This window comes from Novosphingobium sp. JCM 18896, from assembly GCF_025938095.1.
Classification (GTDB): Bacteria; Pseudomonadota; Alphaproteobacteria; order Sphingomonadales; family Sphingomonadaceae; genus Novosphingobium.
On record NZ_JAPCZF010000001.1, the window covers coordinates 354,092 to 379,522 of the forward strand.

The 25,431-nt window shown below is 64.3% G+C and carries 22 protein-coding genes; 10 read left to right on the top strand and 12 right to left on the bottom strand.

Annotated features, from left to right (window positions below; translation table 11 throughout):
* Window positions 1–150: 150 nt before the first annotated feature.
* From OLX23_RS01635 to OLX23_RS01645, 3 genes are all read right to left on the bottom strand, one after another.
* Entirely contained in the window at window positions 151–2,655 is a 2,505-nt protein-coding gene (locus OLX23_RS01635) for a DUF11 domain-containing protein (RefSeq protein WP_264442497.1), read from the bottom strand.
* 515 nt (window positions 2,656–3,170) lie between these two features.
* Entirely contained in the window at window positions 3,171–4,166 is a 996-nt protein-coding gene (locus OLX23_RS01640; protein ID WP_264442498.1) for an MBL fold metallo-hydrolase, read from the bottom strand.
* Between the two features lie 23 nt (window positions 4,167–4,189).
* Entirely contained in the window at window positions 4,190–5,278 is a 1,089-nt protein-coding gene (locus tag OLX23_RS01645) for an MBL fold metallo-hydrolase (protein ID WP_264442500.1), read from the bottom strand.
* 404 nt (window positions 5,279–5,682) lie between these two features.
* Between OLX23_RS01645 and OLX23_RS01650 the strand changes: the two genes are divergently transcribed.
* The 3 genes from OLX23_RS01650 to OLX23_RS01660 all read left to right on the top strand — a co-directional run bounded on the left by OLX23_RS01650 (window position 5,683) and on the right by OLX23_RS01660 (window position 7,580).
* Window positions 5,683–5,826, top strand: a complete 144-nt coding sequence (locus OLX23_RS01650) for a hypothetical protein (RefSeq protein WP_264442502.1) — start codon at window positions 5,683–5,685, stop codon at window positions 5,824–5,826.
* Window positions 5,823–6,113 carry a TonB-dependent receptor gene (locus tag OLX23_RS01655; protein WP_264442505.1) on the top strand — a complete coding sequence of 97 codons (291 nt, stop codon included), beginning with the start codon at window positions 5,823–5,825 and terminating at the stop codon, window positions 6,111–6,113. Before OLX23_RS01650 ends, OLX23_RS01655 begins: the two co-directional genes overlap by 4 nt.
* A gap of 294 nt (window positions 6,114–6,407) precedes the next feature.
* A complete protein-coding gene (locus OLX23_RS01660; RefSeq protein WP_264442506.1) occupies window positions 6,408–7,580 on the top strand; it encodes a vWA domain-containing protein in 1,173 nt (390 codons plus the stop codon).
* Window positions 7,581–7,665: 85 nt separating this feature from the next.
* Here OLX23_RS01660 and OLX23_RS01665 read toward each other — a convergent pair whose 3' ends face one another.
* From OLX23_RS01665 to OLX23_RS01705, 8 genes are all read right to left on the bottom strand, one after another.
* Window positions 7,666–7,962 (bottom strand): twin-arginine translocation signal domain-containing protein, encoded by a 297-nt coding sequence (locus OLX23_RS01665; protein WP_264442508.1) that lies wholly within the window; start codon window positions 7,960–7,962, stop codon window positions 7,666–7,668.
* 1 nt (window position 7,963) lies between these two features.
* Window positions 7,964–8,440, bottom strand: a complete 477-nt coding sequence (locus OLX23_RS01670; RefSeq protein ID WP_264442510.1) for a c-type cytochrome — start codon at window positions 8,438–8,440, stop codon at window positions 7,964–7,966.
* Between the two features lie 30 nt (window positions 8,441–8,470).
* A complete protein-coding gene (locus tag OLX23_RS01675) occupies window positions 8,471–8,956 on the bottom strand; it encodes a cytochrome c (protein ID WP_264442513.1) in 486 nt (161 codons plus the stop codon).
* A gap of 28 nt (window positions 8,957–8,984) precedes the next feature.
* Complete coding sequence (locus tag OLX23_RS01680; RefSeq protein WP_264442515.1) at window positions 8,985–10,316, bottom strand: DUF1552 domain-containing protein; 1,332 nt, start codon at window positions 10,314–10,316, stop codon at window positions 8,985–8,987.
* Window positions 10,313–12,028: a DUF1592 domain-containing protein gene (locus OLX23_RS01685; protein ID WP_264442516.1), complete on the bottom strand. Its 1,716-nt coding sequence runs from the start codon at window positions 12,026–12,028 to the stop codon at window positions 10,313–10,315. The genes OLX23_RS01680 and OLX23_RS01685 overlap by 4 nt, the downstream gene beginning before the upstream one ends.
* Window positions 12,029–12,033: 5 nt before the next feature.
* Entirely contained in the window at window positions 12,034–13,254 is a 1,221-nt protein-coding gene (locus OLX23_RS01690) for a hypothetical protein (protein ID WP_264442519.1), read from the bottom strand.
* Between the two features lie 286 nt (window positions 13,255–13,540).
* A complete protein-coding gene (locus OLX23_RS01700; RefSeq protein ID WP_319641285.1) occupies window positions 13,541–14,575 on the bottom strand; it encodes a winged-helix domain-containing protein in 1,035 nt (344 codons plus the stop codon).
* Between the two features lie 7 nt (window positions 14,576–14,582).
* Window positions 14,583–15,935, bottom strand: a complete 1,353-nt coding sequence (locus tag OLX23_RS01705; protein WP_264442520.1) for a sensor histidine kinase — start codon at window positions 15,933–15,935, stop codon at window positions 14,583–14,585.
* A 360-nt stretch (window positions 15,936–16,295) separates the two neighbouring features.
* Here OLX23_RS01705 and OLX23_RS01710 point away from each other — a divergent pair, with 360 nt between their 5' ends.
* The 7 genes from OLX23_RS01710 (at window position 16,296) to OLX23_RS01740 (ending at window position 23,991) form a co-directional block, all read left to right on the top strand.
* Window positions 16,296–16,934, top strand: coding sequence for a response regulator transcription factor (locus OLX23_RS01710; protein WP_264442522.1), 639 nt, complete (start codon window positions 16,296–16,298; stop codon window positions 16,932–16,934).
* 190 nt (window positions 16,935–17,124) lie between these two features.
* Window positions 17,125–17,799, top strand: coding sequence for a TetR/AcrR family transcriptional regulator (locus OLX23_RS01715; RefSeq protein WP_264442524.1), 675 nt, complete (start codon window positions 17,125–17,127; stop codon window positions 17,797–17,799).
* Between the two features lie 102 nt (window positions 17,800–17,901).
* Window positions 17,902–19,239 (top strand): aromatic ring-hydroxylating oxygenase subunit alpha, encoded by a 1,338-nt coding sequence (locus OLX23_RS01720; protein WP_264442526.1) that lies wholly within the window; start codon window positions 17,902–17,904, stop codon window positions 19,237–19,239.
* Window positions 19,240–19,350: 111 nt separating this feature from the next.
* Window positions 19,351–21,612 (top strand): TonB-dependent receptor, encoded by a 2,262-nt coding sequence (locus tag OLX23_RS01725; RefSeq protein WP_264442528.1) that lies wholly within the window; start codon window positions 19,351–19,353, stop codon window positions 21,610–21,612.
* Window positions 21,613–21,626: 14 nt separating this feature from the next.
* Entirely contained in the window at window positions 21,627–22,382 is a 756-nt protein-coding gene (locus OLX23_RS01730; RefSeq protein WP_264442529.1) for an SDR family oxidoreductase, read from the top strand.
* On the top strand, window positions 22,382–23,464 hold the full coding sequence (locus OLX23_RS01735; protein ID WP_264442532.1) for a nuclear transport factor 2 family protein: 1,083 nt from the start codon (window positions 22,382–22,384) through the stop codon (window positions 23,462–23,464). The genes OLX23_RS01730 and OLX23_RS01735 overlap by 1 nt, the downstream gene beginning before the upstream one ends.
* Window positions 23,465–23,469: 5 nt before the next feature.
* The gene (locus tag OLX23_RS01740; RefSeq protein WP_264442534.1) at window positions 23,470–23,991 is read left to right on the top strand and encodes a nuclear transport factor 2 family protein; all 522 of its coding nucleotides are present in this window, start codon (window positions 23,470–23,472) and stop codon (window positions 23,989–23,991) included.
* A 205-nt stretch (window positions 23,992–24,196) separates the two neighbouring features.
* Here the strand turns inward: OLX23_RS01740 and OLX23_RS01745 are convergent, their stop codons facing one another.
* Window positions 24,197–25,429 (bottom strand): PepSY-associated TM helix domain-containing protein, encoded by a 1,233-nt coding sequence (locus tag OLX23_RS01745; RefSeq protein WP_264442537.1) that lies wholly within the window; start codon window positions 25,427–25,429, stop codon window positions 24,197–24,199.
* Window positions 25,430–25,431: the final 2 nt, after the last annotated feature.

A 25,431-nucleotide genomic window follows, 5' to 3' on the forward strand; every position in this document is an offset into this window, starting at 1 on the left:
ATGATGTTCCGGCCGCCCGCAAGAGATCCGGGAAGCCGGCGAATTGGTATGCCTTAAACATATGGAATCCCACATTGATTTGAGGATTTCAACACGGGTCGTGGGACGGGGACCGGTCGTCGACCTGCGCGCCGCGACCGGTCCGAACTGTCACATCCAGTTGCCAGAGGTGTTCTCGTTTTCGAGCAGGTTCTTCACCGTATCGAAATTGCCACTGGCAAAGGCCCCTTTGACCATCGTGATGACCTGGGCCTCCGTGTAACCGTACTGAATATCTTCGTCCCTGATGTTGAGGATGGCTGCAACGGCCTCGCGAGCCAGCGCCTGCGCGCCACCGCCAGTTAGACCGAGTGCCTGTTCGAAGGTGATGTCGCTGGCGACACTACCCTTTTTGCCCATGGGGCCAATCTGCCAGTTGATATTGTTGGGAGTGCCAAGTTGGAAGAAGGTTTCGAAGGAACTCGCCGCCTGAGCCGAAATATCCCAATCATTACGGTCGCCATCGTCCGGGCCGTGGTTCTTCCAGTAGCCATGTGACAGGCCTTCGCCCAGCACGCCCCAGTAATTGGCGTCATCGGTGGCAAAGATCGTCGTGCCGCCGGCCTGGGCAGTGGCGGTGCCCGTATTCGTGTGTTGGCCGATGACGAAGGTCACGACCTCGTCAAGGTCGTCGCCGAAGACCCAAACGGCTTGTTGACCCGGCGCGATCGGGTCAAGGCTGTGGGTCGTCCCCGATCCAGGATCGAGATCAAGCTTGTTGTCGCTGAGTGTCACCCCGGTCAGCGTGATGTTGCCGGTGTTCTTCACGATAAACTTGAACTGGATATCCGAGGTTGGAAGCGCGAAAGGTCCGCTCGGTAAATCGGCATCCGACCAGGTCGCGCCACCATCAACGGAGACTTGCTTTTCGATTTCGATCTTCGGGTCGAAGACGAGATCGACCTGGGCGCTACTGCTCAGCGGATCGGTCTGACTGGTGTCGGCCGTCGCGGTGTTGTTTAGCTTGCCGTCGTTGTTGTTGTAACCGCGGGCATCAAGGTCCGCCTGCGTCAGCGTGTAGCTGTAGTCATAGATCCAGGTTTCGCCAACATCGAGCACGCCGGGGTTGGTGGTGTCGCCCGCAGGCAACCCCACGGGTGTCGCTTGCCCCTCGACAAGGTCGCTCAAGGCCACGCCCGTCAGGGAGACGTTGCCGGTATTCTCGATAACAAGGTGATAGTTGATCACATCGCCAGCACGGTCGGCCTTGTCGTTGCCGTTGCCTCCCGTCACCGAGGTCACTTTCTTTTCGATTGCGAGCTTCGGATCATAGATGAGGTCGACACTGGCGCTGCTGCTCTGCGGATCGGTTTCGCTCGTGTCGACCGTGGCGGTGTTGTTGAGCTTGCCGTCGTTGTCGCTATAGCCGCGCGCGTCGAGGTCCGCCTGCGTCAGCGTGTAGCTGTAGTCGTAGCTCCAGGTCTCGCCGACATCGAGCACCCCGGGGTTGGTCGTGTCGCCCGAAGGCAGTCCCACCGGCGTCGCCTGTCCCTCGAGAAGGTCGCTCAAGGCGACCCCGGTCAGCGAGACGTTGCCGGTGTTCTCGATCGTGACGTGATAATTGATCACGTCGCCAGCACGGTCGGCCTTGTCGTTGAGGTTGCCTCCCGTCACCGAAGTGAATTTCTTTTCGATTGCGAGCTTCGGATCGTACACGAGGTCAACGCTGGCGCTGCTGGTCTGCGGGTCAGTCAGTTCCGTGGTCGTGGCCGTCGCGGTGTTGTCGAGCTTGCCGTCCTTGTTGCTGTAGCCGTCCGCGTCGAGGTCCGCCTGGGTCAGCGTGTAGCTGTAGTCGTAAACCCAGGTCTCGTCGGTATCGAGCACTCCGTCGTTGTCCGTGTCGCCCGAAGACAACGTCAGTTGCGTCGGATCATAGCCCTCGACCTTGTCGGACAAGGCCAACCCGGTCAGGGCTACGGTGCCGGTATTTTCGATCGTCACCTGGTAGTTGATCACGTCGCCAGCGTGGTCGGCCAAGCCGTTTCCGTTCCCGCCGGTCACCGAAACGAAAGTTTTTTCAATGCTGTACTGGGTGATGTCGTTGCCGGGATCAGGATCGGGAGCATCTGGCTGCGTCAGCGCACGGAATTCCTCGAAGCCGCCGTCCGAGTTCGTGAATTTTGCATAGAGAGTGATGTAGTCGTCGGCCCCTACGCCGCCAAAAAGGCTGGCCGGGATGAAAAATCCGCCGTCATCGTGGCCACTTCCGTTGTCGGCGGTAAGCAGCAGAGGGTTGGCCATCGAAAATATCTGAGTAAAGCCGGGGAGATTCTGATCGTATAGATCCGACGTGGCGGGCTCATCCGAAAAATATAGCTTCAACGATTCGAGTGTTATGCTCGGATTTCCGCCGTCTTTCTTGTCATCGCCATCGTTGAGGTCGAGGCGGATCTGATAATAGAATGTGCCATCGATATTTACTTTTTGCAGGGAGCTGAATTTCAGGCTGTCGGTGAATGCCGCCTTGTTATCAAGAACATTGCCATTTTCATCGGTGTTGAAGCCTTCCTCGGAACCTTTCGCCTGAACTCTCAGGAAGGTGTCGTAATTCCCGGTACCGGAATTGACAGTGGTCAGGTCGAAATAGGCGCCATTGTTCAGCGTGAGCGTGGCCATGATAACCTCCATTGCAATCACTGCCAGGTGTGCCCACGACGGACCGGTATGCGGCGCGAACCTGGGGCTGCAAGCTTTGGGCAGCCGCTAGGAAGCCTCCGGAGTACCGGCGCGAACGCGAAGCGGTTGGCAGTAACAACTCCTTCAAAGCATGGGGTCCGACTCGAAATTCACCGGAATCATGCAAATGATGAAGGTGCTCTACTCTTCGGCTTGAACGGAAAAAGTTGGGAATTCCCAATGTTATACGAGTGTCGATTATTGGAACACTCGCGGTCTTGATCGCCTGTAAATCGCGCTCCCTCGAAGAGGTAAGGCGAGAAAGCTGTTTCTAATTTAGGTGGGGGCGGGGTCTTTCATACGGATGCCCGCTTCACTACCAAATGGAACCGCCGAAAAAGCGGCCTGACGGGACAGCCAGTGGGCGCTTGTTAGCGGAATTCCGCTCATGAAAAACGCTGGGGATCCCGCAAAACGATTTCGCATCAATGCTCAAGGCCTGGCGCCCCAGAAGGTCAGCCGTAGCGATAGGGATTCTTGTCGATCGTGGTGGTCCCACGCGTCTGATTGCAGAGAAAGACCGTGCCGGTGAAATAGATGCCCGGCTCCTTGATCGTCTTGGCGAATTCGAACGCGTGGCGAAGCTGTCCCACGGTCATCTCGACCGGTGCTTCGTCCGGCTGATAGGTCATGCCGTAGGCGTAGTCCTGTCCGTCGTTGCTGATCTCGACATGGCAACCCATGACATGGGTGACGGGATGGGTGTCGCAGAAGTCGATCAGGCGCTGCATGCTCGCGAACCATGGTTCCCAGAAGCTGATGTAGCAGCGTCCCCGGTAGAACATGTCGCCGGTGTAGAGGATTTGGGTATAGCTGTCGTAATAGGCGAATTCCGAGATGACATGCCCGGGCGATCCCCAGATCAAGATGTCGCGGCCGCCGAGATCGAGCGTGACGCGCTCTTCCGGGAAGTTGGTCATGCCCCAGAAGCCGACCATCTCCTCGTGGGTCAGCCCCATGTACCGGGTGTTGGGGCGGTCCGCGAACTGGTTCACCGCCGCATAGTGATCGACGTGCAGGTGGCTGAACGCGACCAGCAATTCGAGGCTGGCAGGATCGCGGCCATTTCGTGCGCACCATTCCTCGATGCATTTGTCCACGACCCCGCGCAGGTCCCAGTCGTTGCGCAGCTGAACGAAGCCCTCGTCGAGCAGGAGAACACGATCGTTGCCGAAATAGAGCGGCGCGAAGGGGGCCTCGTAGCTGTAGGCCTTGTTCTGCCGCAGGATCGCCGTGTGGGGGTTGTACCAGTGGACGTGGACCGGCGGATCGGTGTTGTCCATGCACGACGACGATCCGCAGATCCATTTGGTGGGAAAGGTCCCGGGTGCCGGCAGGTTCTTCGTGAAATCGATCGGCGTGGGCCTTGCCGCCGCTGCCGCGGCACTGGCGAGCGATCCGCTCGCGGTCGTCGTCACGGCGGCGGCGGAGAGGAATGTACGGCGATCCATGGCGACGTCCTGCATTGCGCGCATCAAAAGGGGCGGGGCGGATTGATGGCGGGCAAGTCGCTGGGCCAGGCCGTGGTGCGCTGATCCGGGCTGACGCCGTTGTAGAGCGCGAAATCCCCGCGGATCAGCATCATCTCCTTGCCCTGGATCTCGCGCGCATGGTGCAGTACCTCGTCGATGATCGTCGATTCTAGTTCGAGGATGCGCTCGTAGGGCTTGTAGGTGGCGAACCGGGGGTAATAGCGCCCGGGCACGAACATCATCTCGATGTGGCCGCCCAGGATCCACCGGACCGGCCGGCTCGCGACGAAGGTCTTCACGCGTTCGAGCGAGGCGACGAAATCCCTGTCGTTGCCGATCTGGATCTTCCCGGGATAGAGGAAATCGCCGGTGAACAGCAGGTCGCAGTACGGATCGTAGAAGCTCACCCCGTCCTTGTGCGTACCCGGCGTCGGAAGCACCTCGATCACGCGATCGCCCAGATCGATCTTGCCGACACCTGCCGGCCAGCCGCTCGCCAACCGGTAGAATTTCTTCATCACTTCCAGCGGTTTGGGCACGATCGTCGTGTCGTTCCGTCCCGCGAACTGCACGAGACCCTGGTTCTGGGCCAGATCCTCGCCCGAGGTCAGCGCTACGGTGAGCGGAACCCGGCTGCGGCCGCGCGCCTGGGCCCAGCGCGCGACGATCGCATCCACCGTCTCGCGAAGGGGGTAGTGTTCGGGGTTGGCCGTGGCGCCCGCATCGATCAGCAGCGCGGCGTCGTTCCCGAACAGGAGATAGGTGAACGGGGCTTCCCAATGCACGCAAACGTTCTGGCGCAGGACGAATGTGTCCTCGTTGTACTGCACGACCTGAACGCGCGGGTCCCGGTTCTTCGCGGCGATGTTGGAGCCGTAGGTCCAGCGAAATCCGAGCTTCCCCGGCGCCGGACCCTCGCTCCGATAATCGTGCTGAACCGGCTTGTTGCGATGCAGCGGAATGGCGCTGTCGGTATGGCGTGACCCCGGCAGGTTGAACGGGAGGGCGGGATTGCCGTTGGGATAGGCGCCGCCAGTCCCGGAAAGGACGTTGCCGGATCGGGCAGCATTGTACGGGGGCGATGACGGCACGTTCTTCCCTCAGAAGCGCGGAATAAGGGGGTGTCCAGGTTGGGCCTCGCTTGTCGAGCGAAGCGCTCTCCCACCCTTGATTGAAGGTTGCGGATATTAATTATTTCGTCAATGTTAATATTTGCGTTTTCCGGTGCTGCCAGGGCAGTTGGTGTTGCGATGCAGCATTTTGGCCGCGCTCATAATGGTGATGCAAAGTTTGCCAGTGCCAGGTGCTACCGCGAAGACTGCCCTCGGCGGCGCGCGAAAATCGGGCGCAGGACTTGCCGGGGCGTCAGTCTTCCGGTCTTCATCGTCCGACGTTTCCATAAGAATGGAGCCCAGCCGAACACGCTGACCGACGACACCACGACGCCGCTGCCGACGCTGCGCCTTAACGGCGAGCAGCGCAATCGCGGGATCGAATGACGATCTTCGGCGAACTGGCGCGCGGCCTGCGCATGCTCGGCGGGGTGACCTATCTGCAAGCGAGGCTGACGAAGACGCAGGACGGTCTGCTCGACGGCAAATCAGGCGCCCGGTGCCCCCGCCTTGGGCCGCGAACATGAGCCTCGATTGGGACGTGCCCGGCCTGCGCGGCCTCGCCGTGAACGGGCGCGTGATCCACACCAGCGCACAGTACGTCTACGACATCAACACGTTCAAGCTGCCCTCGTGGACGCGGTTGGATCTGGGCGCGCGATATGCCGCGGAAATCGGCGGCAAGCCCGTCGTGTTCCGGGCGAGCGTGGATAACGTGTTCGATCGGAACTACTGGCAGGGTGTCTTCTTCAACGGCTCGATCACCCTCGGTGAACCGCGTACGTTCCGCCTCTCCGCCAGCATCGATTTCTGAAGACACGAGGGATGCAGGCAGATGTCTCCAGCCGCCGCGATCAGGCCGCGCTCGCTTCCCGCGTCGTGTTGGCGTTTCTCGGCGGCTACACGTTCTGCTGGGGCATCATCGCGCTCTGCACGACGGGGAGACGCTGGGTTCGATCCTGGCGCTTCTCACCTACCCGCCGGCCTTCCTGTGGGTTTTCGCGGCCCGCAGTCTCTGGCGGGTGGCCGCGGTGCTGTTGGGCGGCGGCACGCTGATGGCGGCCGCGGCGTCGCTGATCCAGTCCAGTTGGACTTGAAGGGACGGCCGATGTTCCAGAGCCTACGCCATGCCGCGACCTGGGTGCATACGTGGTTCGGCCTCGTGCTGGGCTTCGGGGCCCTCTGCGGATGCGGCGGCGGTTCCAGAGATGTGGCCAACGACGACCCGTCGGCGGCACTGAGCGATGCAAGCGCCAGTGAAATTGGCAAGGCGCGCGCCTACCTCGGCCCATTCACTGCCGAGAATCCAGATCGTTGCTTTGCTGACGTCGGGCTGGATGCGGTACAGCTCGAAGCTCGGAGTAGCGATGGTCTCGGGCCGCGAGTTCCACCGGTACGCGTCGTCGTCGCGATCGACGGCTCCGGATCGATGGCGGGACGGATCGGCGGTCAGACCAAAATCGATCTCGCTCGCGACGCCGCCACACGCTTCCTCGACGGACTGCCGTCCTCGGTAGAAGCCTCGTTGATCGTGTTCGGGCAGCAGGGCGACAACAGCGAAGCAGGGAAGGCCAAGTCATGCGCGGGCGTCGAGCTTCTTGCCCCGATGTCCAATGATCGCGCGCGGCTTGGCGCAGCGGTCTCCCGGGTCCGAGCGGTGGGTTGGACGCCCCTTGCCGCAGGGCTCGCAAAGGCGGAGGCGCTGCTCGCTCCCTCGTCCGCCCGCGGAGAGCAGGTCATCTATGTCGTGTCCGACGGTCAGGAAACTTGCGGAGGCGATCCGGTGGGGACGGCACAGCGGATCAACAATGGTACCACCCGTGCGATCATCAACATCATCGGCTTCGGCTTGCCGTCTAGTGAAGCAGCGGCGCTGAAGGCCGTGTCTGATGCAGGCGGCGGCAACTTCGTAAACGTCAACAGCCGCGCCGAATATGACCAGACCCTTGGGCAAGTGCGCGAATCTAATCGCCGGGCCTCCAATGCCGTGCAGCATAGCAACGCCATCGCGAGCAATGCCGTGCAAACGTCAAACACGCTCAGCAGCGCGGCGGTCTGCGTCAGCAACATCGTAAGCTCTGAAAAGGTTCGGGTGAGCAACGACCTGGCCGCTCGGGCTGTCAGGGGCGAGAACCTTCCGTTCGAGCGCGTCGCGCGGACACTTTTGAAGGAGCGGCACGATGCCATGGAATTGCGCCTGAAGCGCTATCGTGCGCAGCTACAGGGCAATGAAGCTCAGGTGCGGAAAGCCATCGATGCTGAGGCGAACTCCGTCAAATAAGCCACGCTACACGCCATAGCCGCCGACAAAGCCGACATTGAGCGACTCATTTTGAGCACGCAAAGCAGCCGCTCATTCGTGGCTGCTATTTGCCGCGCGGCGCGAACGATCCGCACGAAGCACCGGCGTTCACCGCAGCGTTCAGCATCAGGCATTTGCCGCAGCCTTCTTCGGCTGCCGTGAAGAAGGCACAACCGGCGCAGCGGCGCGCGGGATCGGCGGCGACGTCCATGTAGCCGATCGAGCGCCGCCGGTTCTTCTGGCTGAGCGGCAGCGTAGCAGGATCGTAGCAGACCGCGGCCCAGGCCGAGGAGGCGCCGAGTGCGGCGAGCGGGACGGCGGTGGCGGCCAGGGTGAGGAAGCTGCGTCGACTGGGGTTCATGTCAATTCTTCTCCACGCGGAACTGGTCGTGACATGCCTTGCAACTGCCGCCGAGGCTGCGCGCGGCGGTGCGGATCGCCGCGACGTTGCCGCCACCGACCGCGCGTTCGAGCGCGCCTGCCTGCGCGGCGAAGCCGTCCTGGAGCTGGCGGAAGCGCGGGCCCTGCGTCCAGATTTCGGGCTTGGCGGCGGTCTTCACGCCCGGCCGCGGGCCGCTTCCGGCCGGGTACCAGCCGTATTGGTGGCTTGCCGCCGCGCGGATCCGCTGCGTAGCGGCCCGCAATACTGCGGGTTGGGGCGAGGGCGCGCGCAGTCCATCGTTGAGCGTCTTGAAGGCCGCGCCGAGATCGCGGTAGCCGTCGATCCGCGTGCGGATCTGGTCTGCCGGTGCGGCGAGGAGCGGCGCGGCCGCAATGCCGGCAAAGACGATGACGGCGAGAGCCCGAAGCTTCGCCGGTTTCAGTCTGTCGATGGTCATCTGTTTTCCGTTTTCTTCCCTCTGACGTCTTCAGGCCGGCTTCTTGGGGCCGCGGTAGACGTCGTGGCATTCCTTGCACTGCAGCGCGCCGCCCAGCATGTTGGTGACGCTGGTCAGATCGCCCTTGGCGCCGAATTCGGCGAGCTGCTTGGTGTTCTTCTCGAGATCGTCGAGCCGGCGCGAATAGTCGGCCCAGTTGGACCAGACTTCGGGCTTCGCGCGCCCTCCTGGCACCCGCGGCTCGAAGGCGCCCTTCGAAGCCGCCGCGGTTTCGGCGATCGAGGCCGTGACTTCGGCGAGCTTGTCCTTGGGCTTGAGCCCGGCGGCGATCTCGCCCAGCAGCTCGGCGTCCTTGTCGAACTGCAGCATCAGGTTCTGCCTCTCGAAGATGATCCCGTCGGCTTCGGCCTTGGACATCTGCTCCTCGGCTGCCGATGCAGGCTGGGCGCCTGGAGCGGTCAGGACGATCGCCACCACGAGCAGCGCCGGAAGCGCGAGGGCATGTCTGGACTTCATCGGTTGGATCTTTCGTTGCGACGGGTCATCAGGCGACCAGCTCGGTCACCGTGCGGTTGGTGTCCATCGAGCCCGTGCCCCATTTCTCGACCTGGACGCCCATGGCCTGCTGGATCGACAGGCCCACGCGCGATGCCGCGTCGGCGCGGCCGGCCTTGTGGTAGCCGGTGCGGACGCGGCCGCCGGCCTTGCCGATCACCATCATCGGAATACCCTCGACCGCGTGCGACTTGGCGATCGAGCAGTCCGAGTGCGCGAACAGCAGCGTGTTGTCGAGCAAGGTGCCGGCGCCTTCCTTGATGCCCGCCAGGGCATCGACGAAGTCACGGCAGGCGACCATCGACTTCGCCGCGAACCAGGCCACCTGCTCCTGATAGCCAAGCTTGGGATTGACCGGCTCTTCGTGGGTCAGCGTGTGGTGGGTGTCCGACGAGGCCGAGCGGCGCAGGTTCGACGCGGTGTCCGAGAACAGCATGTTGAACACGCGCGTCTGGTTGCAGGCGAGCGCCTGGGCCAGCAGGCCAGCCATGATCTTGTGGTTGACCATGACGTGCTCGACGTCGGCGTCGACCACGGTCTCCGCCGGGGCCTGCGGCATCGTGAAGTTCTCGACCTTGGCCGGCGGCTGCAGCTGGAGTTCAAGCTGCTGCTCGAGCTGGCGAACCGAGGTGAAGTATTCGTCCATCCGTTGACGGTCGGCCGCGCCCAGTGTCCTCATCAGTCGCTGGCGATCGTCGGTCACGGCCGAGAGGACGCTCCGGCGCACCATCGTGCGCGGATCGGGGGTGAACGAGGCGGCGTTGGGATCCTGGAAGCCCTCGCCGAAAATCCGCTGATAGAGCGCCACCGGCGAGACCTCGCTGGGATTGGGCGAGCCGGCGCCGCGGAACGAATAGGAACGCTCGATGCCCGACGCGCTGAGCTCGATCGAGCGGAACCGCGAACCCTGGCCGATCACTTCGCCGATCAGCACGTCGAAGGTCGGCGCGCGGACGGTTTCGGTGGGCACGGGGATGCCCGTGCGGAGGCCGAGATTGCCCGTCATGTGCGGCTTGTTGGCGACCCCGTCGAGCTTGACGTCGAAGCCCGAGAAGATCGCCATCTGATCGCGGTAGGCCGCCAGCGGCTCGAGATCGGGCGGCATCGTGTAGCCGCTGCCTTCGGCCGTCGGGATCCAGCGCTCGGGGATGAAGCCGCAGCCCCAGATCCAGGTGCCGAAACGTACCGGCAGGCGCTGCCCGGTCGCGGCGAGGGCTTCGCCGTTCACGTCGAGGAAGATGTCGAGGAAGGGCAGGGCCATGCCCACCTTCGCGCCGTTCACCATGCCGCGCAGGATCGTCCTGCGGTTGAGCTGCGTCATGAGCGGTTTCCTTTCTTCGCGGCAGCGGCGGCCGTGCGTTGCGGTCCCTGATCGAGCGCCGGGGATACGGCGTAGAAGGTCTTGCTGAGCGCGATCGCGCGCATCAGCGCCGGGACGCGGAAGCTTTCGGCCTCGAAGCGGCCCATCAGGTATTCGACGAAAGGCTCCTCGTTGCCGGCGATGTCGCGGCCGATGGCCGAGCGATAGAGCTTCTCGGTCAGGCAGCCCGTCACGCTGGGATTGTCGTGCATCGCCTGGCCGAGGCCGGTGGCGCCCGAGAAGTCCTTGCCGTCGAGCGAGCCGCTGAGGTCGAGCTCGGCGCCGTTCTCCTTCGCGCGGAAGCTGCCGGCACCGTCGAAGTTCTCGAGCGTCAGGCCGATCGGATCGGTCAGCTTGTGGCAGCCCGCGCAGACCGGATTGTCGTTGTGTTCGGCCAGCCGCAGGCGCGCGGTCGATCCGGGGCGGTTTACGGCGTCCTGCACGATCGAGAAGTTCACGTTGGCCGGCGGATCGGGCACCTTCTCGCAAAGGAAGATCTCGCGCAGCGACTTGCCGCGCAGGGTCGGCGACGAACGCCCCGGATGCGAATGCAGGGCCAGCATCGAGACGTCGGTCAGGATGCCCGCGCGGGCGCTGTTGGCCGGATATTCGCCGCGTTCCCAGCCGTTTCGCGTCGCCACCGGCACGCGGTAGAGGATGCCGAGCGGCCGCGAGAGCCAGGTTTCGCGCGTGGTGAACAGGTCGCGATAGTCGCCCTGCTGCGTCACGAGCAGCGAGACCACGGTGCGCAAGGTCTGCTCTTGCGCGTCGCGCGCCACGGCGGTGGTATAGGCGGGGTAGATCGCCGGGTCCTTGAACAGGTCGTTGAACCCGTCGAACTGGAACATGTCCCAGAAGAACGCGCGCACCGAGCTGGCGAGCCGCGGCGAGGCGAGCAGGCGGTCGACCTGGCGCGCCAGGCCCTGTTCGCTGTGCAGTTCGCCGTGCGCGGCCGCGCGCAGGAGTTCGGCATCGGGGGTGGTGTTGGTCAGGAAATAGCTGAGCCGGACGGCCTTGGACCAGCCGTCGAGCCGCATCGTGCCCGGCTGTTGCGGATCGGGCTCGGCGCGCTCCATGCGCAGCAGGAAGTGCGGCGAATCGAGCATGCCGATCAGCGCATATTCGAGGCCCTGGTGGAAGGTGCCGAGCTTGGCCTGGGCGGCCTGCGCGACCTGGACGAAACGGTCGCGTTCCTGCGGAGACAGCGGACGGCGGAACAGCTTGAGGCCGTAGTCGGTCACGAACCGCGTGGCGCAGGCCTTGTCGAAGGTGCTCTCCGATTTCGGCTGGCAGGGCACGAACTGCGCACGGCGCTTCTCGCCGGTGACTTCCGCGGCGATGCCGCGCGCCGAGACGTCGTACTGCTCGAGGCTGAAGGCCGACATCGAGCCGTGGCTGGTGCCGACCGCGATCAGCCCGTCCTCGCGCAGGCCGCGCTCGAAGCGACCGGCGATGGCGACGTCGGGCGCGAAGACGTCGGCGATGGTCGCGCGATATTGCGATTCCGTCAGGCGGCGCATCAGCAGCGGGCCGCCCAAGGGCTTGGGCTCCACCACGGCGGCGGGTTCGGGCTGCGCCCCCTGCTGGGCCCAGCCGATGCCACCGGCCAGGGCCAGGCAAAGCCCCAGGCCGATCCGGCGCAGCGTCGACGGTTTGAAGGTTCTGGCGATCATGACGCTCATTTCAGCGCCAGCGGCGCGTTGACGCTCTGCGTGCGCGCATCGACGACGAAGGCGGGGGCGAAGCGGATCTTGTACTGGGTGGATATAGAGGTGCAGCGGCCGGTCTTCGGATCGCGATCGCCGTCGGCCGCCTGGTAAAGCGCCTGGTAGGCACCGTTGCAGGTGTGCCCGAGCACCGCCGCGCGGCCGACCGAGGTGCCGAGCCGCAGGCGCTCGGGGGCGAGTTCGCCTTTGGCATTGCGGCTGTGCCGTGCGCCGTACTGCAGGTCGTACATGTTCTCGACCGGGGTATAGCCGGCGAGCAGTCCGGTAATGCCGCCGTCGGGGGTGAACCTGAACCGGGCCCGCGCGGCGCGCAGGATGCGGTCGTCGGTCATCGAGTTGACGATGTTGTGGAAGCGCAGGTCGACCGGATCGATCATCAGCACGCCGTCGACGATGCGGCCGCGCGTGGTGGCGCGATAGCGCTCGTCCTGCGTCGCCGCATAGGTCGCATAGGGCAGGGCCGCCCGCGCGGCGCTGAGCTCGAGCGGATCGGCGTTGGCATAGAAGCCGATCTGGACCTCGGGGTCGTTGCGCAGGTCGTCGACGCCTTTGAGCGTCATCAGGATGCCCCAGGATCCCGTGTACATTTCGGTCTGCCAGCTGTTGGCCTGGCCCGAGGACTGGAAGCCCGTGGTGCAGCCGACGACGCGATACCACTGGTTGTCGACACCGCGTTCGCCCTGGGTGCCCTGGAATTCCTCGTGCGAGCAGGTGTCGACCCTGCGCGAGCGGCTTGCGCCGGGCTCGCGCGCGTCGAGATCGAAGCCATCGACCTTCACCTTGCCCGAGACCATCCGCCAGCCGGGATCGGCGGAAGCGCCTTGCGGATTGAGGCAGATGTTCTGGCCGTCCGACTTGGTCTGCACCGCCATGTTCATGCGGCGCTCGTAGCTCTGCTGGTTCTCGTCGGCGCCGCGCTGCCCGGCCGGGGTCTTGGCCAGAGCCTCGATCAGGCCGCGTACGCCGGCCGACATGCCGGCGGGGCAGGCGCCGTCCTTGCCGTCGGGGCCGAGCGCATAGGCGATTTCGGTGACGACGAAGCCGGCCTCGCCGTTGCGGAACACTTCGTTCTGCAAGCCGCCGGTGGCCTGGCGCGGGGCTTCGGGAGACGGCGATGCCTGGGCTGCGCGTTCGGAAGAGGCGCTGGCCAGCAGCAGGCCGGCAGACAGCACCACGCCCCCTTTGAGGAACGCGCGTCTCCGGTATCCGTCACCTGCTGTCACACGCACCCTCCAGTCGATCTTGCGGCCTGTGCCGATGCGAGAGGATAGCGACCTGCAGCTACGTGCCTGCCCGTCCCGGCGGGCCCGTCTCGGCAATCTGCAGCCGCCCTAGCGGGGGCGGGGCGGGTGCAGACCTGGGCTATCCTCTCGATCGAGGGACTGCCTCGCCGGGGCGGATGGAGCCAGCGGTTTTACATGAACTTTACACTTGCCGGCGGAGCGCCGAGCGCCCGTATCAGGGCGTCACCAGCTTGTAGCCGACCCGGCGGATCGTCTCGATCGAGATCGCCGGAAAGGGAGATAGCTTGTTGCGCAGATTGCTGACGTGCACGTCGACGCTGCGGTCGAACGATCGCCAGGGGCGGCCGAGCACCTGCCGCGACAGCGCGTCTTTCTCCACGACCTGACCCTCGGCTTCTACCAGAACCGCAAGAAGCGCGAATTCGGAGAAGGTCAGGTCGAGCCGGCGGCCACTCACGCTCGCCTCGCAGGCGCGCGAATCTATGCGGATTTCGTTCGTGACCCGCGATGAGGCCGGGGACGGGTCATCGCCGGCGGCGGCGCGCTTCACCGCGGGGAGGAACATGTAGCCTTCGCCGCGCAAGGTCCGGATCACCTCGTCTCCAGCGGCGCCGTGCAGCTTCTGGCGGAGCCGGCTGACTTGCGTGTCGATCGCGCGATCGAAAGCGTCGGAATCGCTGCCGCGCGCGAGGTGCAGCAATTCATCGCGGCTCAGCACGCGCTGCGGATGCTCGACGAAGGCCAGGAGCAGGCTGAATTCGCCGTCCGACAGGCTCGTCACGACGCCGCCCGGATCGCGCAGCACTCGCCGCACGGCGTCGAGTTGCCAGCCGGCGAATTCGAAGCGAAGTCCGCCCGGCGGGTTTGCGCCCACGCCCTTGAAGCGACGCTGGAGTGCACGGATGCGGGCGAGCAGTTCGCGCGGCGAGACCGGCTTGGGCAGATAGTCGTCGGCGCCGTATTCGAGGCCGGCGATCCGGTCCGCCTCGCTGCCGAGCGCCGAGATCATGATGACGCCGATGTCCTGGCGATCCGCCAGCGACTGGGCCAGGCTCAGGCCGTCCTCGCCGGGCAGCATGACGTCGAGCAGGACGATGGCGACCGCGTGTTCGTCGAGCACGCGCCGCATCGCCACGCCGTCGCCCGCCTCGAGGACGTGGAAGCCCTCGCGCGACAGATAGTCGCTGATCGCCGACCGGACCGAGGGCTCGTCGTCGACGATGAGGATCTTGCTGGGGGGCGTTTCCATCGCGCGCTCACATCGCCGTGGCTGTGGCCGCGCCGATCGGCAGGCGCACGCGGGCGCGGAAGCCGCCGGGGACATTGCTCAGCTCGATCGAACCTTCGTGTGCGCGAGCGGCGGATTCGGCGATCGCGAGGCCGAGGCCGATCCCGCCCGTGCTGCGATTGCGCGATCGCTCGCCGCGGAAGAAGGGATCGAAAGCGCGGGGTAGGTCTTCCTCGGCCATGCCCGGGCCGTCGTCCACGAAGTCGACGACCACTGCGTCTCCGTCGCGGTCGTAGGTGAGGTCCACGCGGCTCCCGAACTTGAGCGCGTTCTCCATCAGGTTGCCGAACAGGCGGCGGAGGCGGATAATGTCGCCCCGAACCGTGAGCTTTTGCGTCGGGACGAACGCGACGTTCGCGCCGCGATCGCGGCAATCGTCGGCCAGGGTCTGCAGCAGCGATCCCAGATCGAGCGGTTCGGCGATCAGCGGCCGACCCTCGCCATCGACATAGTCGAGTGTTGAGCCGATCAACTGCTCCATGTGCCGAATTTCCGCCTCGGCGGAGGCCCGCGTCTCGGCGTCGGCATTGGCGATGCGGAAGCGCAGGTTGGACAGAGGCGTGCGCAGATCGTGCGCGATCGCACCGACCAGCGCCGTGCGTTCGCGTACCAGATGCGCGATCCGTTCCTGCATGTCGTTGAGCGCCACCGCCGCCTGGCGGATTTCGGTCGGGCCGGCGACGGGCACCGGGCGATCGTAGCGGCCGGCCCCGATCCTGTCGGCCGAAGCCGCGAAAGCCTGGACCGGGCGATTGAACCGCGCGCTGAACAGCATCGCCAGCGGCAGGACGATCAGGATCCCGAGATAGTAGGTCGCATAGCGCCAGAACCGGACCGAGCGGGCCTGCCAATAGTCGACGATCCGCGAATGGGTATGCCACGCGCCGTCGGTCTGCCTGATGTAGATCGTGAAGCCGCCGAGCAGCGCCGGATTGGCGGCGCCCTCGTCGGCATAGATCCGCGCTTCGTCGACTATGACCTGCGGGCGGTAGCGGTCGGACTGCAATCGCACGCGCACGTCGCGTTCGGGAAGCGCCAGGCGGGCCGCCAGCAGCCGCGATATCACGCGCTCGGCGCTGCCCTCGCTGGCCGGCGCCTGCGCCACGCGCCCACGCTCGATGAGCTTGGGCGGGATCTGTACGATCTCCAGACCGCGGACGATGCGGGTCATCTCGTAGAGCGAGACCGGGCTCGAAGAAGGGCCGTAATCGATATTGATCGCGATGATGTTGATCGCCGTGATCGCGGCGATCGTGCCCAGCGCAAGGAGGATCATGTGCGCCCGGATCGAGTTGAGCCAGGGCCAGAGGCGTCCTTTCACCAGCGGTGCCATCCATCGGCAATGGCGGCCATTTCGATCGGCATTCTTCTCTCCTTCGGACACCGGTCGCTTCTACGCGCGATCCGGCTTCATAATTTGTCCGGTCGGACACAAAGGCAATGTCCATCGGCTCCGCGTGGTGAGCGATGTCGCAGACATGGCGGATGATGAGTAGCTCAGACGACAGCGCTCGTAGCGGCCATTCATTCGCCGACCGCCGCGGAGGACCGAGGTCGGATCGACGGGGCGAGGCTCGACGAGAATGAAAATTTGGTTGCTCGGTCCGATTTGGATTGAAAGCGATTTAGTAAAGCGCGGGCTGGATGATAGTTTATTGCTCAGGACATTTGAGCAATCGGCATGGCGTTTGGTCCACGTATTTTATTGGTAGATGACCATCCATTGGTCAGAGACGCTCTTAGAAAAGCCTTGGAGGTAGAATTTCCTGAACTGATATTGGAGGATGTTGGTAATATCCGATCGGCTTTGAAAGCTATCCAGTTCCGAGAACCTGAATTGGTATTGCTGGACTACGATCTACCTGACAGCGGAGGTTTTTCTGGCTTCATACGGATCCAGAATGTCCTTCGGACTGTACCGATTGCGATTATCTCGGCCTACGATCAGCCCAGAGTCATTCAAGCTTCACGCTCGATCCGCGCTGCGGGCTTTATATCGAAACGAACACCACTCCCGGAAATCGTCGGCCTAGTGCGCCAGTTGTTGGCCAAGGAACGGTGTTTCCCTGAAGGTCACGAGAGCGAGAGCTGTGATGCTCTAGCTGAGAAACTCTTCTCTCTTTCACGGGCCCAAAGGCAGGTTCTTGCCGCCTTGGTCCGGGGCGATCTCAACAAGCAGATCGCGAGCGAACTGGAAGTCGCCGAGGCGACGGTAAAGACGCATCTTACGCCGATTTACCGCAAACTGGGCGTCGGCGGACGGCACGAGGCGGTCATGATGATGAAGCCTCTGCTGGATCCGCAGATCGAGGGTGGATGAAATCGCATTCCCTCATTCGCCGACAGAGCGGTCGTAACGCTACCTCACGCGCGACTTGAAACCCGCCGTACGTTCTCGGCGCGCTTCTTCCAGGAACAGCGCGAGGAACCTGCGGTTGCGCTCGTCGGATCGCTCGTGCATCCACGGGGTGGCTTGGACATCATGTTCAGCCCTGGATGTATGGCGGGTCATGGCCGAAGCGAAAAAGCCGCGGGAACGCACCACTGCCAGAGGAGATGCAACCCGCAATCAGATCCTCGACGCTTCGGAGGTCCTGTTCGGCAGCAACGGTTATCTTGGAACTTCGCTACGCGACATCGCCGAGCAGGCGGGGGTGCGCATGGGGCTGGTGCACTACCATTTCGGTAACAAGCACGAGATCCTTGACGCCGCCCTAGAGCGAAAACTGGGCCTGCTCCGTGAAACGATCGCGGCGAGCTTCGCTCAGGCTGACGAGAAGGCAGCCGGTGAACTCGATCTGGAAGCGATGGTCACGGCCTTCATCCTTCCGTTTCTGCACGCCGTATCCACGGATGAGGATCCGCTGCGCAGTTACATCATCATGACTTCGCACCTCATGAGTTCCTACCGTCTGCCGGAACTGCGGCCGATCCTGGGGAAGCTCAGCTCGATCTCCGAAATCCTGGTCGACCGGCTCAAAAGGCATCGTCCCGAGATCGGCGAGAAGAACCTGCTGGCGGGCGTCTACCTGATCGAGGCCGCGTTGATCTTCATGGTTCAGGATTCCGGCTTCCTCGACGACCTCAGCCAGAACCATCACTCGGTCGGGCGCCTGGAAGACATCGCGCAGCCGGCTCTGCGCTTCTTCGCCAGCGGTCTAGAGAGCTTGCAGAACCCATCCTGATCGTTTTGATAGGTTGGTCGACCGACCTAGTTTGCTATCCATCCCTCAACGACGCGGCCTGATCGAACAGCCGCGCGCTTCGTGAGAGGGAAAGGAGGCCTTGTGACGAGGCAGGAGCTTGATGCGCTGACGCTCGATGGCCGCGATCCCGCGAACCTGCGCGGCGATCCGATCACCGGCGATCGCTATACCTCGCGGGACTTCATGCAGCGCGAATGGGACCAGATGTGGACCCGCATCTGGCATGTCGCCGGCCGCACGGCCGAGCTCGAAGACGCAGGCGACTATGTCGTCCATGATTTCATGAACGAGTCCGTGTTCTGCGTCCGGCAGGAGGACGGCTCGATCAAGGCGTTCTACAACGCCTGCGGACACCGCGGGCAGCGCCTCGTCTGGGGCAGCAGCTATCAGGACCGCTTCCAGTGCCCTTATCACGGCTGGATCTGGGGCAAGGACGGTGTGCTCGCCTCGGCGCAGGACCCCGAGGATTTCCCTCAGGGCAATCCCTGCGGCAAGCTCAAGCTCAAGGAACTGCGCTGCGCGACCTGGGGCGGCTTCGTCTGGTACACCATGGACAACGATGCGCCTGAGCTGCTCGACTATCTGGCGCCGATGCCCGAGCTCTATCGCAACTATCCGATGGACACCGCCGTGCGCGTGTTCTGGATGAAGATCGATCTCGACACGAACTGGAAGTTCGCGACCGACAACTTCTCCGAAAGCTATCACACGCGCACCGCGCACCCGCAGGTGCCGCCGTGGATCGACCAGGATGTCGATACCGCCCGGCACGAAATGTGGGCAGGCGGGCACGGCCGCACCGTCCAGCCGATGCGCCCCTCACTATCGGACCGCCTGCCCGACGGCGCCGACCATCCCTTCGATGCGATCCTGCGCCAATGGGACATCGATCCGGCCGCCTATCCGGACTTCGAAACCAAGGCGATGCAGGGCTGGCTCGACCTCAAGGCCGCGAAGAAGCGGCTCTGGCGGGAACGCGGCTATGTCCACTACGAGAACATGGACGACGAGGAGATCACCGACAGTCCGCACACGGTGATCTTCCCCAACGTCACGATCAGCTTCCTTCCCGACAACCTCGTCTTCTTCCGCACCGAGCCGCATCCGGAAGATCCGGGCAAATGCACCTTCGACCTATGGTGCATGGCCTTTCCGGTCGCGGGTCAGACCGAGGTGGAATCGGTCATGGCGGGGCCCCAGCCGCTGCGTGAGGCGTCGTTCCAGCGTCGGGATTTCGATCAGGGGCGCGGCGTGCCCGAGATTCATGGCCAGATCGTCTACCAGGACATGCTTCTCGCCGAGGGGCAGCAGCGCGGCATGCATTCGCGCGGCTACCGGGACGCCTACCTTTCCGCGCAGGAGACGCGGGTGCGCTTCTTCCATGAGGTGCTGAACGACTACCTGGAAGGTCGCCGCTAACCGCGGCCGACCGCCAAAGCCGAAGACACGTGTTTCGCGGCCTCGCGTGAGGTCCGCGCAGATCGATGCCGCCAGCAAAGGCGGCACGCCATTCGTGATGGGAGACGTTCGATGAAGACCTGGCTCTGGATCGGCTCGTGCCTTGCGCTCGGCCAATTGGCATTCGTCACGCAGGCTCAGGCGCAGGAGGCGCCGGTCGAGGAGTCCGCCGGCGGCATCGGCGAAATCGTCGTCACCGCGCAGAAGAAGTCCGAGAACCTGCAGGACGTACCGATCTCGATCACCGCGATCGGCGGCGAGGCGCTGGGCGCGACCCAGGGCACCTCGCTCCAGGCGCTGCAGAGCATGATCCCCAACGTCCAGATCGACAATTTCGCCAACACGCCGCAGAGTGCGGTCTTCACCGTGCGCGGCATCGGCGTGATCGAGCCCGATCCCTATGCGGGCAATACCGTGTCGATCGTGGTGGACGGCGTGCCGCAGTTCTTCTCGATGGGCGCGCTGCTCGATCTCTACGACATCGACCGGATCGAGGTACTGCGCGGACCTCAGGGCACCTTGTTCGGTGCCAACACCACGGGCGGCGTGATCAACGTCGTCACCGCGCAGCCCAAGGGCGAGTTCGGTGGCCATGTGAAAGCCGTCTACGGCAACTACAATCGCTTCGACGTCACCGGCTCGATCGAAGCGCCGCTCGTCCAGGATGTGCTGTCGCTCAAGGTGGCGGGCATCCACACGCAGCGGAAGGGCTGGGTCACCAACGTGGTCGACGGCACCGACCTCGGCCGCAAGAACCTCGACGCGGCGCGTGCCTACCTGCGCTTCACGCCGAGCAGCGATTTCGACGCGACGCTGCAGGGCGAATATGTCAACGCGCGCAACGGCTCGCCGATCGTCATTAGCGGCGCCTATGCCGGCGAGGCAATCTACCAGGCGCCGGGCGTGCTCAACATGTACGTCAGCCCCTGCGCCGGCGGCGGCCAGTGCTCCGCGCCGGACAAGTATTTCGGTGCCAACAACTCGGTCCCCGACGAGTCCAACATGGACACCTGGTCGGGCACGCTGACAATGAACCTGCGCAACAGCGGCCTGGGCGACATCACCTCGATCACCGGCTACAAAAAGTTCCGCCTGCGCGAATTCACCGACCAGGACGGCACGCCCGATTTCAAGAACGATACCTATCGCCGGACGGAAGGCTGGCAGTTCAGCCAAGAACTGCGCACCAACCTGGAACTGTCGGACAGCTTCAACGTGCTGGTCGGCGGGTTCTATCTGAAGAACCATTACGACCATATCCAGGCCTACCGCCTGCAGTTCGCCGCGCCCGGCCTGCTCCAGACCAACCTGCAGGACCAGGACAACTATTCGATCTCGGGCTTCGCCCAGGCCTATTGGCAGGCGACCGACCGGCTGAAGCTGCAGGCCGGCATCCGCTACACCCACGAGCGCACGATCTCGGCCCCCAGCCTGATCACCAGCATCGGCAATCCGGCGGGCTCGAACTACACGGGCGAGGGCAATACGGTGATCGGCAGCTTCACCACTGGCGGGCGCAAGGCCTGGAACAACGTCGGCTGGAAGCTGGGCGCCGACTACGAGATCACGAATGACACGCTGCTCTATGCGAGCTGGGCGCGTGGCTTCAAGTCGGGCGGCTTCACCGCGCGCGTCGGCGTACCGGCGGATGGCGCGACCCCGTTCGATCCCGAGAAGGTCGATACCTTCGAAGGCGGCATCAAGGCCGATCTGCTCGACCGCCACCTGCGCATCAACCTGGCCGCGTTCTACACCAACTATCGCGACCTGCAGGTCGCCCAGATCTATTTCGACCGCGCCACCAACACCCAGGGCAACCGCATCCTCAACGCCGGCAGGGCCGAGATCAAAGGCTTCGAGCTCGAGACCACAGCTGTCCCGGTCGAGGGCATGACGCTGCGTGCCTCGCTCGCCTATCTCGACGCCCGGTACAAGGAGTTCCTCTACACCGATGCGGTCTCGGGGCAGGCGCTCGACCTCAAGGGATTTCGCCTGCAGAACGCGCCGAAGTGGAACGCGACCGTCGGCGTCAACTTCGCCATCCCGCTCGGCAACGGGGCGAGCCTGGTGAGCGACCTGTCCTATGCCTACACCAGCTCGAAGTTCTACACCGCGATCCTCGATACCCCGCGCTCGAAGATCCAGCCGACGCATCTCGTCGACGGCACGCTGACCTACAAGCCCGAAGGCGGCGCCTGGTCGATCGGGGTCTGGGCGACCAACCTGCTCGACGCCCGCTATCTTTCGACGGTCTACGATTCGCCCGGTTACGGCGGCATCGCGGGCTATGCTCCGCCCCGTCAGTTCGGCGCCTCGGCCAGTTTCAGCTTCTGAACGGGAGAACCGACATGGGCCGTGTAGCGGGCAAGGTTGCCATCATCACCGGCGGCGCATCGGGACTGGGCGCTGCCGATGCGCGGCTCCTCGCCGCCGAGGGGGCGAAGGTCGTCCTGACCGATGTCCAGGCAGGGCTCGGTCGGGAAGTCGCTTCCACGATCCCGGATGCGCTTTTCCTCGAGCACGACGTGCGCGACGAGGGGCAGTGGCGGCATGTCGTCGCGCAGACCATCGAGCGGTTCGGCAAGCTCGACGTCCTCGTCAACAACGCCGGGCTGGTGCGCTTCGCCGATGTCGAGGCCTGCGGGCTCGATGACTTTCGCCTGCAGATGCAGGTGATGGTCGAGGGCTGCTTCCTCGGTTGCAAGAGCGCGCTGCCGCATATGACCAAGGGCGGTGCCAAAAGCAGCGGCGGTTCCATCGTCAACGTCGCGTCGGTGGCAGCGCTCAAGGGCATCAGCGCGATCCCTGCCTACAGCGCCGCCAAGGCCGGGATCATCGCGCTGACGCGCAGTGTGGCGGTGCATTGCCAGGAGCAGGGCTATCGCATTCGGGTCAATGCCATTGCGCCGGGCGCGCACGACACGCCCATGACGCGCCAGGCGCTCGAGCAACTGCCCGGCGATGCCGCCGGGCTGGATCAGGTCAATGCCCACGGACAGGGCAGGCCTGAGGACGTCGCGAACCTCGTGCTGTTTCTCGCGTCCGAAGAATCGCGGCAGATCACCGGTACCCACATCGTCATCGATAACGGGGAGACCGTGTGATGGGGCGATCCTACGGCATCGGTGAGATCGCCGACATCCAGGCCATCAGCAACGTGTTGGCTTGCCACAGCCGCGGCGTGGACCGCGCGGATGCGGGCCTGCTGGCGAGTTGCTATCATGATGGCGGGACCGTCGATTACCGTTTCTTCGCAGGTCCGGCCGCGCAGTTCGCCGCGATCCTGACCGAGGGCCAGAAGCAACAGCCGGTCACGCTCCACCGCACCGCGCAGATGTGGATCGAACTCGACGGCGATCGCGCGCAGTCCGAGAGCCATGTCATGGCCTATGCCGCGAGCGCGGATGAGGCGGGCCAGCCCTGCCAGCGCCTGATTTGCGGACGCTATCTCGACCGGCATGAGCGCAGGCACGGAGAGTGGCGTCTCACCCATCGCACCTACGTGCTCGATACGAACGTCAACTGGCGTGGCGATTGGACCCGTCCTGATCTCGGTCCCCTGGAGTCTCAGGCACCCATCGGCGGCCATGGCGCCGCTGACGCCGGCATTGCCCTGCTTGCCCAGGCCCGCGCACGCAACAATACCGAAGGAGCCGAGACCATGTCCCATGACGAAGGCGTCATCGATGCCGTCATCTCTCGCCAGCAGATCGCCGACCTGACGATGGCCTATTGCCGCGGGGTGGACCGAGCCGACGCGGCGATCCTCGCCGAGGTCTTTCACGAAGATGCGACGGTGGTGAGCGGGGTCTTCAACGGGAACGCGCGCGATTTCGCGACGCAGATCTGTACGCTGGTCGAAGAGGTCTACGAGCAGACCTTTCATTCGATCGCGAACCAATGGATCGAGGTCGATGGCGACGGCGCGATCGGCGAGACCTACGTCATCGCCGTGTCGACCAGCCGAGGCGACGGCGAACCGACCGACACGCTGACCGGCGGCCGCTACATCGACCGCTTCGAGCGGCGTGGCGGTCGCTGGGCCATTGCCGAGCGCACATTCGTCCTCGACTGGATGCGGAATGAACCGACCACGCGCCAGATGGAAGGCGGCATGTATGGTGCGCTGGACCTGCGTGGCTGCCGCGGCGCCGCGGACCCGGTCTATGCTTTCTTGCGCGGGTGAGGGTCATGGGCACGCCTACCGACCTTGACGCCGAGCTTCGTGATCTGATCGCCCGGCGCGACATAAAGCGCGCGCTGATGGCCTATATGCGCGGGCAGGATCGACTTGATCCCGAACTGCAGCTTACGGCCTTCCACGACGACGCCGATGTAGATTGTGGCCTGTTGCGTGGAACCGGCCGAGAATTCACCGACTTCGCCCAGGATTTTCTCGTCAACATGGAGGGGAGCCAGCATCTGATCGGGCAAATCGACATCGAGGTCGATGGCGATCGCGCTCATGGCGAGGTCTATTTCCTGGCCTGGCACCGCCTGGTCGAGGACGGCGAGCGCTACGACTTGATAATGGCTGGCCGGTATGTCGACGAATATGCCTGTCGCCAAGGTCGGTGGGCGATCGCGAAGCGTCGCGAACTCATCGACTGGGGGCGCAAGGACAAGTCTTCGGACGGCTTCATGGCCGACATGCCGCTTTTGCACCTCGCTGGTCGGCGCGGCGCCGATTTCAGCCAATCCCGCACTTGGTAGTCGAGTGGTCCGAATCGGATCGTTGAGAACGGCCGATCATTCATGTGTCCGTCCCGTCTCTTCGGTCGAAGCGGGCGGCGATGGTACTCCGGTCCAGACTGGCGCCAACCATGCGACGGGCTGGCCCGCTTCCACGCCAGCAGTGCGCATCCTTTTCGATCCGATCAGCACTGTTCCCGAAGCCGGAGCGATCGGCGATCCCCATTCACGCGACCTCGAGAAGTAAGGCGGGAATGAGCAGAAACGCGGCAGCCACCAAGGCTAGGGCCAGCCATCGCCAGGCCCCCATGCCGAACCAGGCCAACCGCCATGCGCCTTGTTCGGGCTCCACGCCGTTCGCCGGGCGCGACAGCCGCAGGGCATAGATCGCCACGCCCGATACGGATAGCGCAGTGAGCAGCGCGCCGAACAGGAACCAGGGCAGCTTCGTCCAATAGCCGCCGAAGGTTCCGAAGTGCAGGGGATCGGCCATTTCGCTGATCCGCTGGTTCAGGTTCAAGTCCTCGGCGTGGTAGACGGCCAGGGCCTCGGCATTCGCGGCCTCGACCCACACCGCGTTCGCGCGCGGGCGTACGAGTAGCGCGCTCTTCTGGCCGCCGAAGACGAAGGCGCCTGATGTCTCGGTCGGGAAGCGGATCGTCTCCAGGCGCAGGTCGGGATCGGCTGCGCGCGCGGCTGCGAGGCTTGCCGCGAAGCGTCGGCCGATCGTGGTGGGCCCCCCGGGGTAGGGCGCCACCTTGCTCAGACTGGGAACGGGGGCATCGGCGCCGAGCTTCTCGACGAAGTACCAGAAGCCGGTGAGCGCGATCAGTGCGACGAACCACAGCGACCAGACCCCGGCAAGGCGATGGAAATCGCCCCACCAGGTGCGCGCGCCGCGTCGCCGGGGCGCCTTCAGGAAACCGCGCCACCATTTCTTGTAGACGACGAACGAGGTGACCAGGCTGATCATCAGCAGGAAGGACACCGCGGTCACGATCGGAATGCCAATCCACCCGGGCATGTTCAGGTGCCGATGCATGTTGCGCAGGATGCGCTGCGCACCCACCCAGGGCCCCGTGCCCTGAACCTCCCCGGTCGTCGGATGGACATGCAGGAAACCATAGTGGCGGTCCTTCCAGATCACCGTGACCTTCACCGCGAAGGCGCTCGCGGTGGGGGTCTCGACGAGCTGGATCCGCTGGATGCCCGGATAGCGCGCGGCGCTCGCGACGATCTTCTCCCAATCCGGCTCGCCGCCGACGCCGGCGGGGGCGACGCGCAGCGATGGCTGGAGCAGCCAGTCGATCTCGCTCGACAGGACTGCCAGCGTTCCCGTCAGAAAGACGAAGCTGGTGAACAGCGCGAGCTTCAGGCCCACCCACTGGTGGACGTGCCACCAGATACGGCTGGTCTTGCGGCTGGAAAGCGGGCGGGCGGGGAGGGACCGGGTCGCCACGG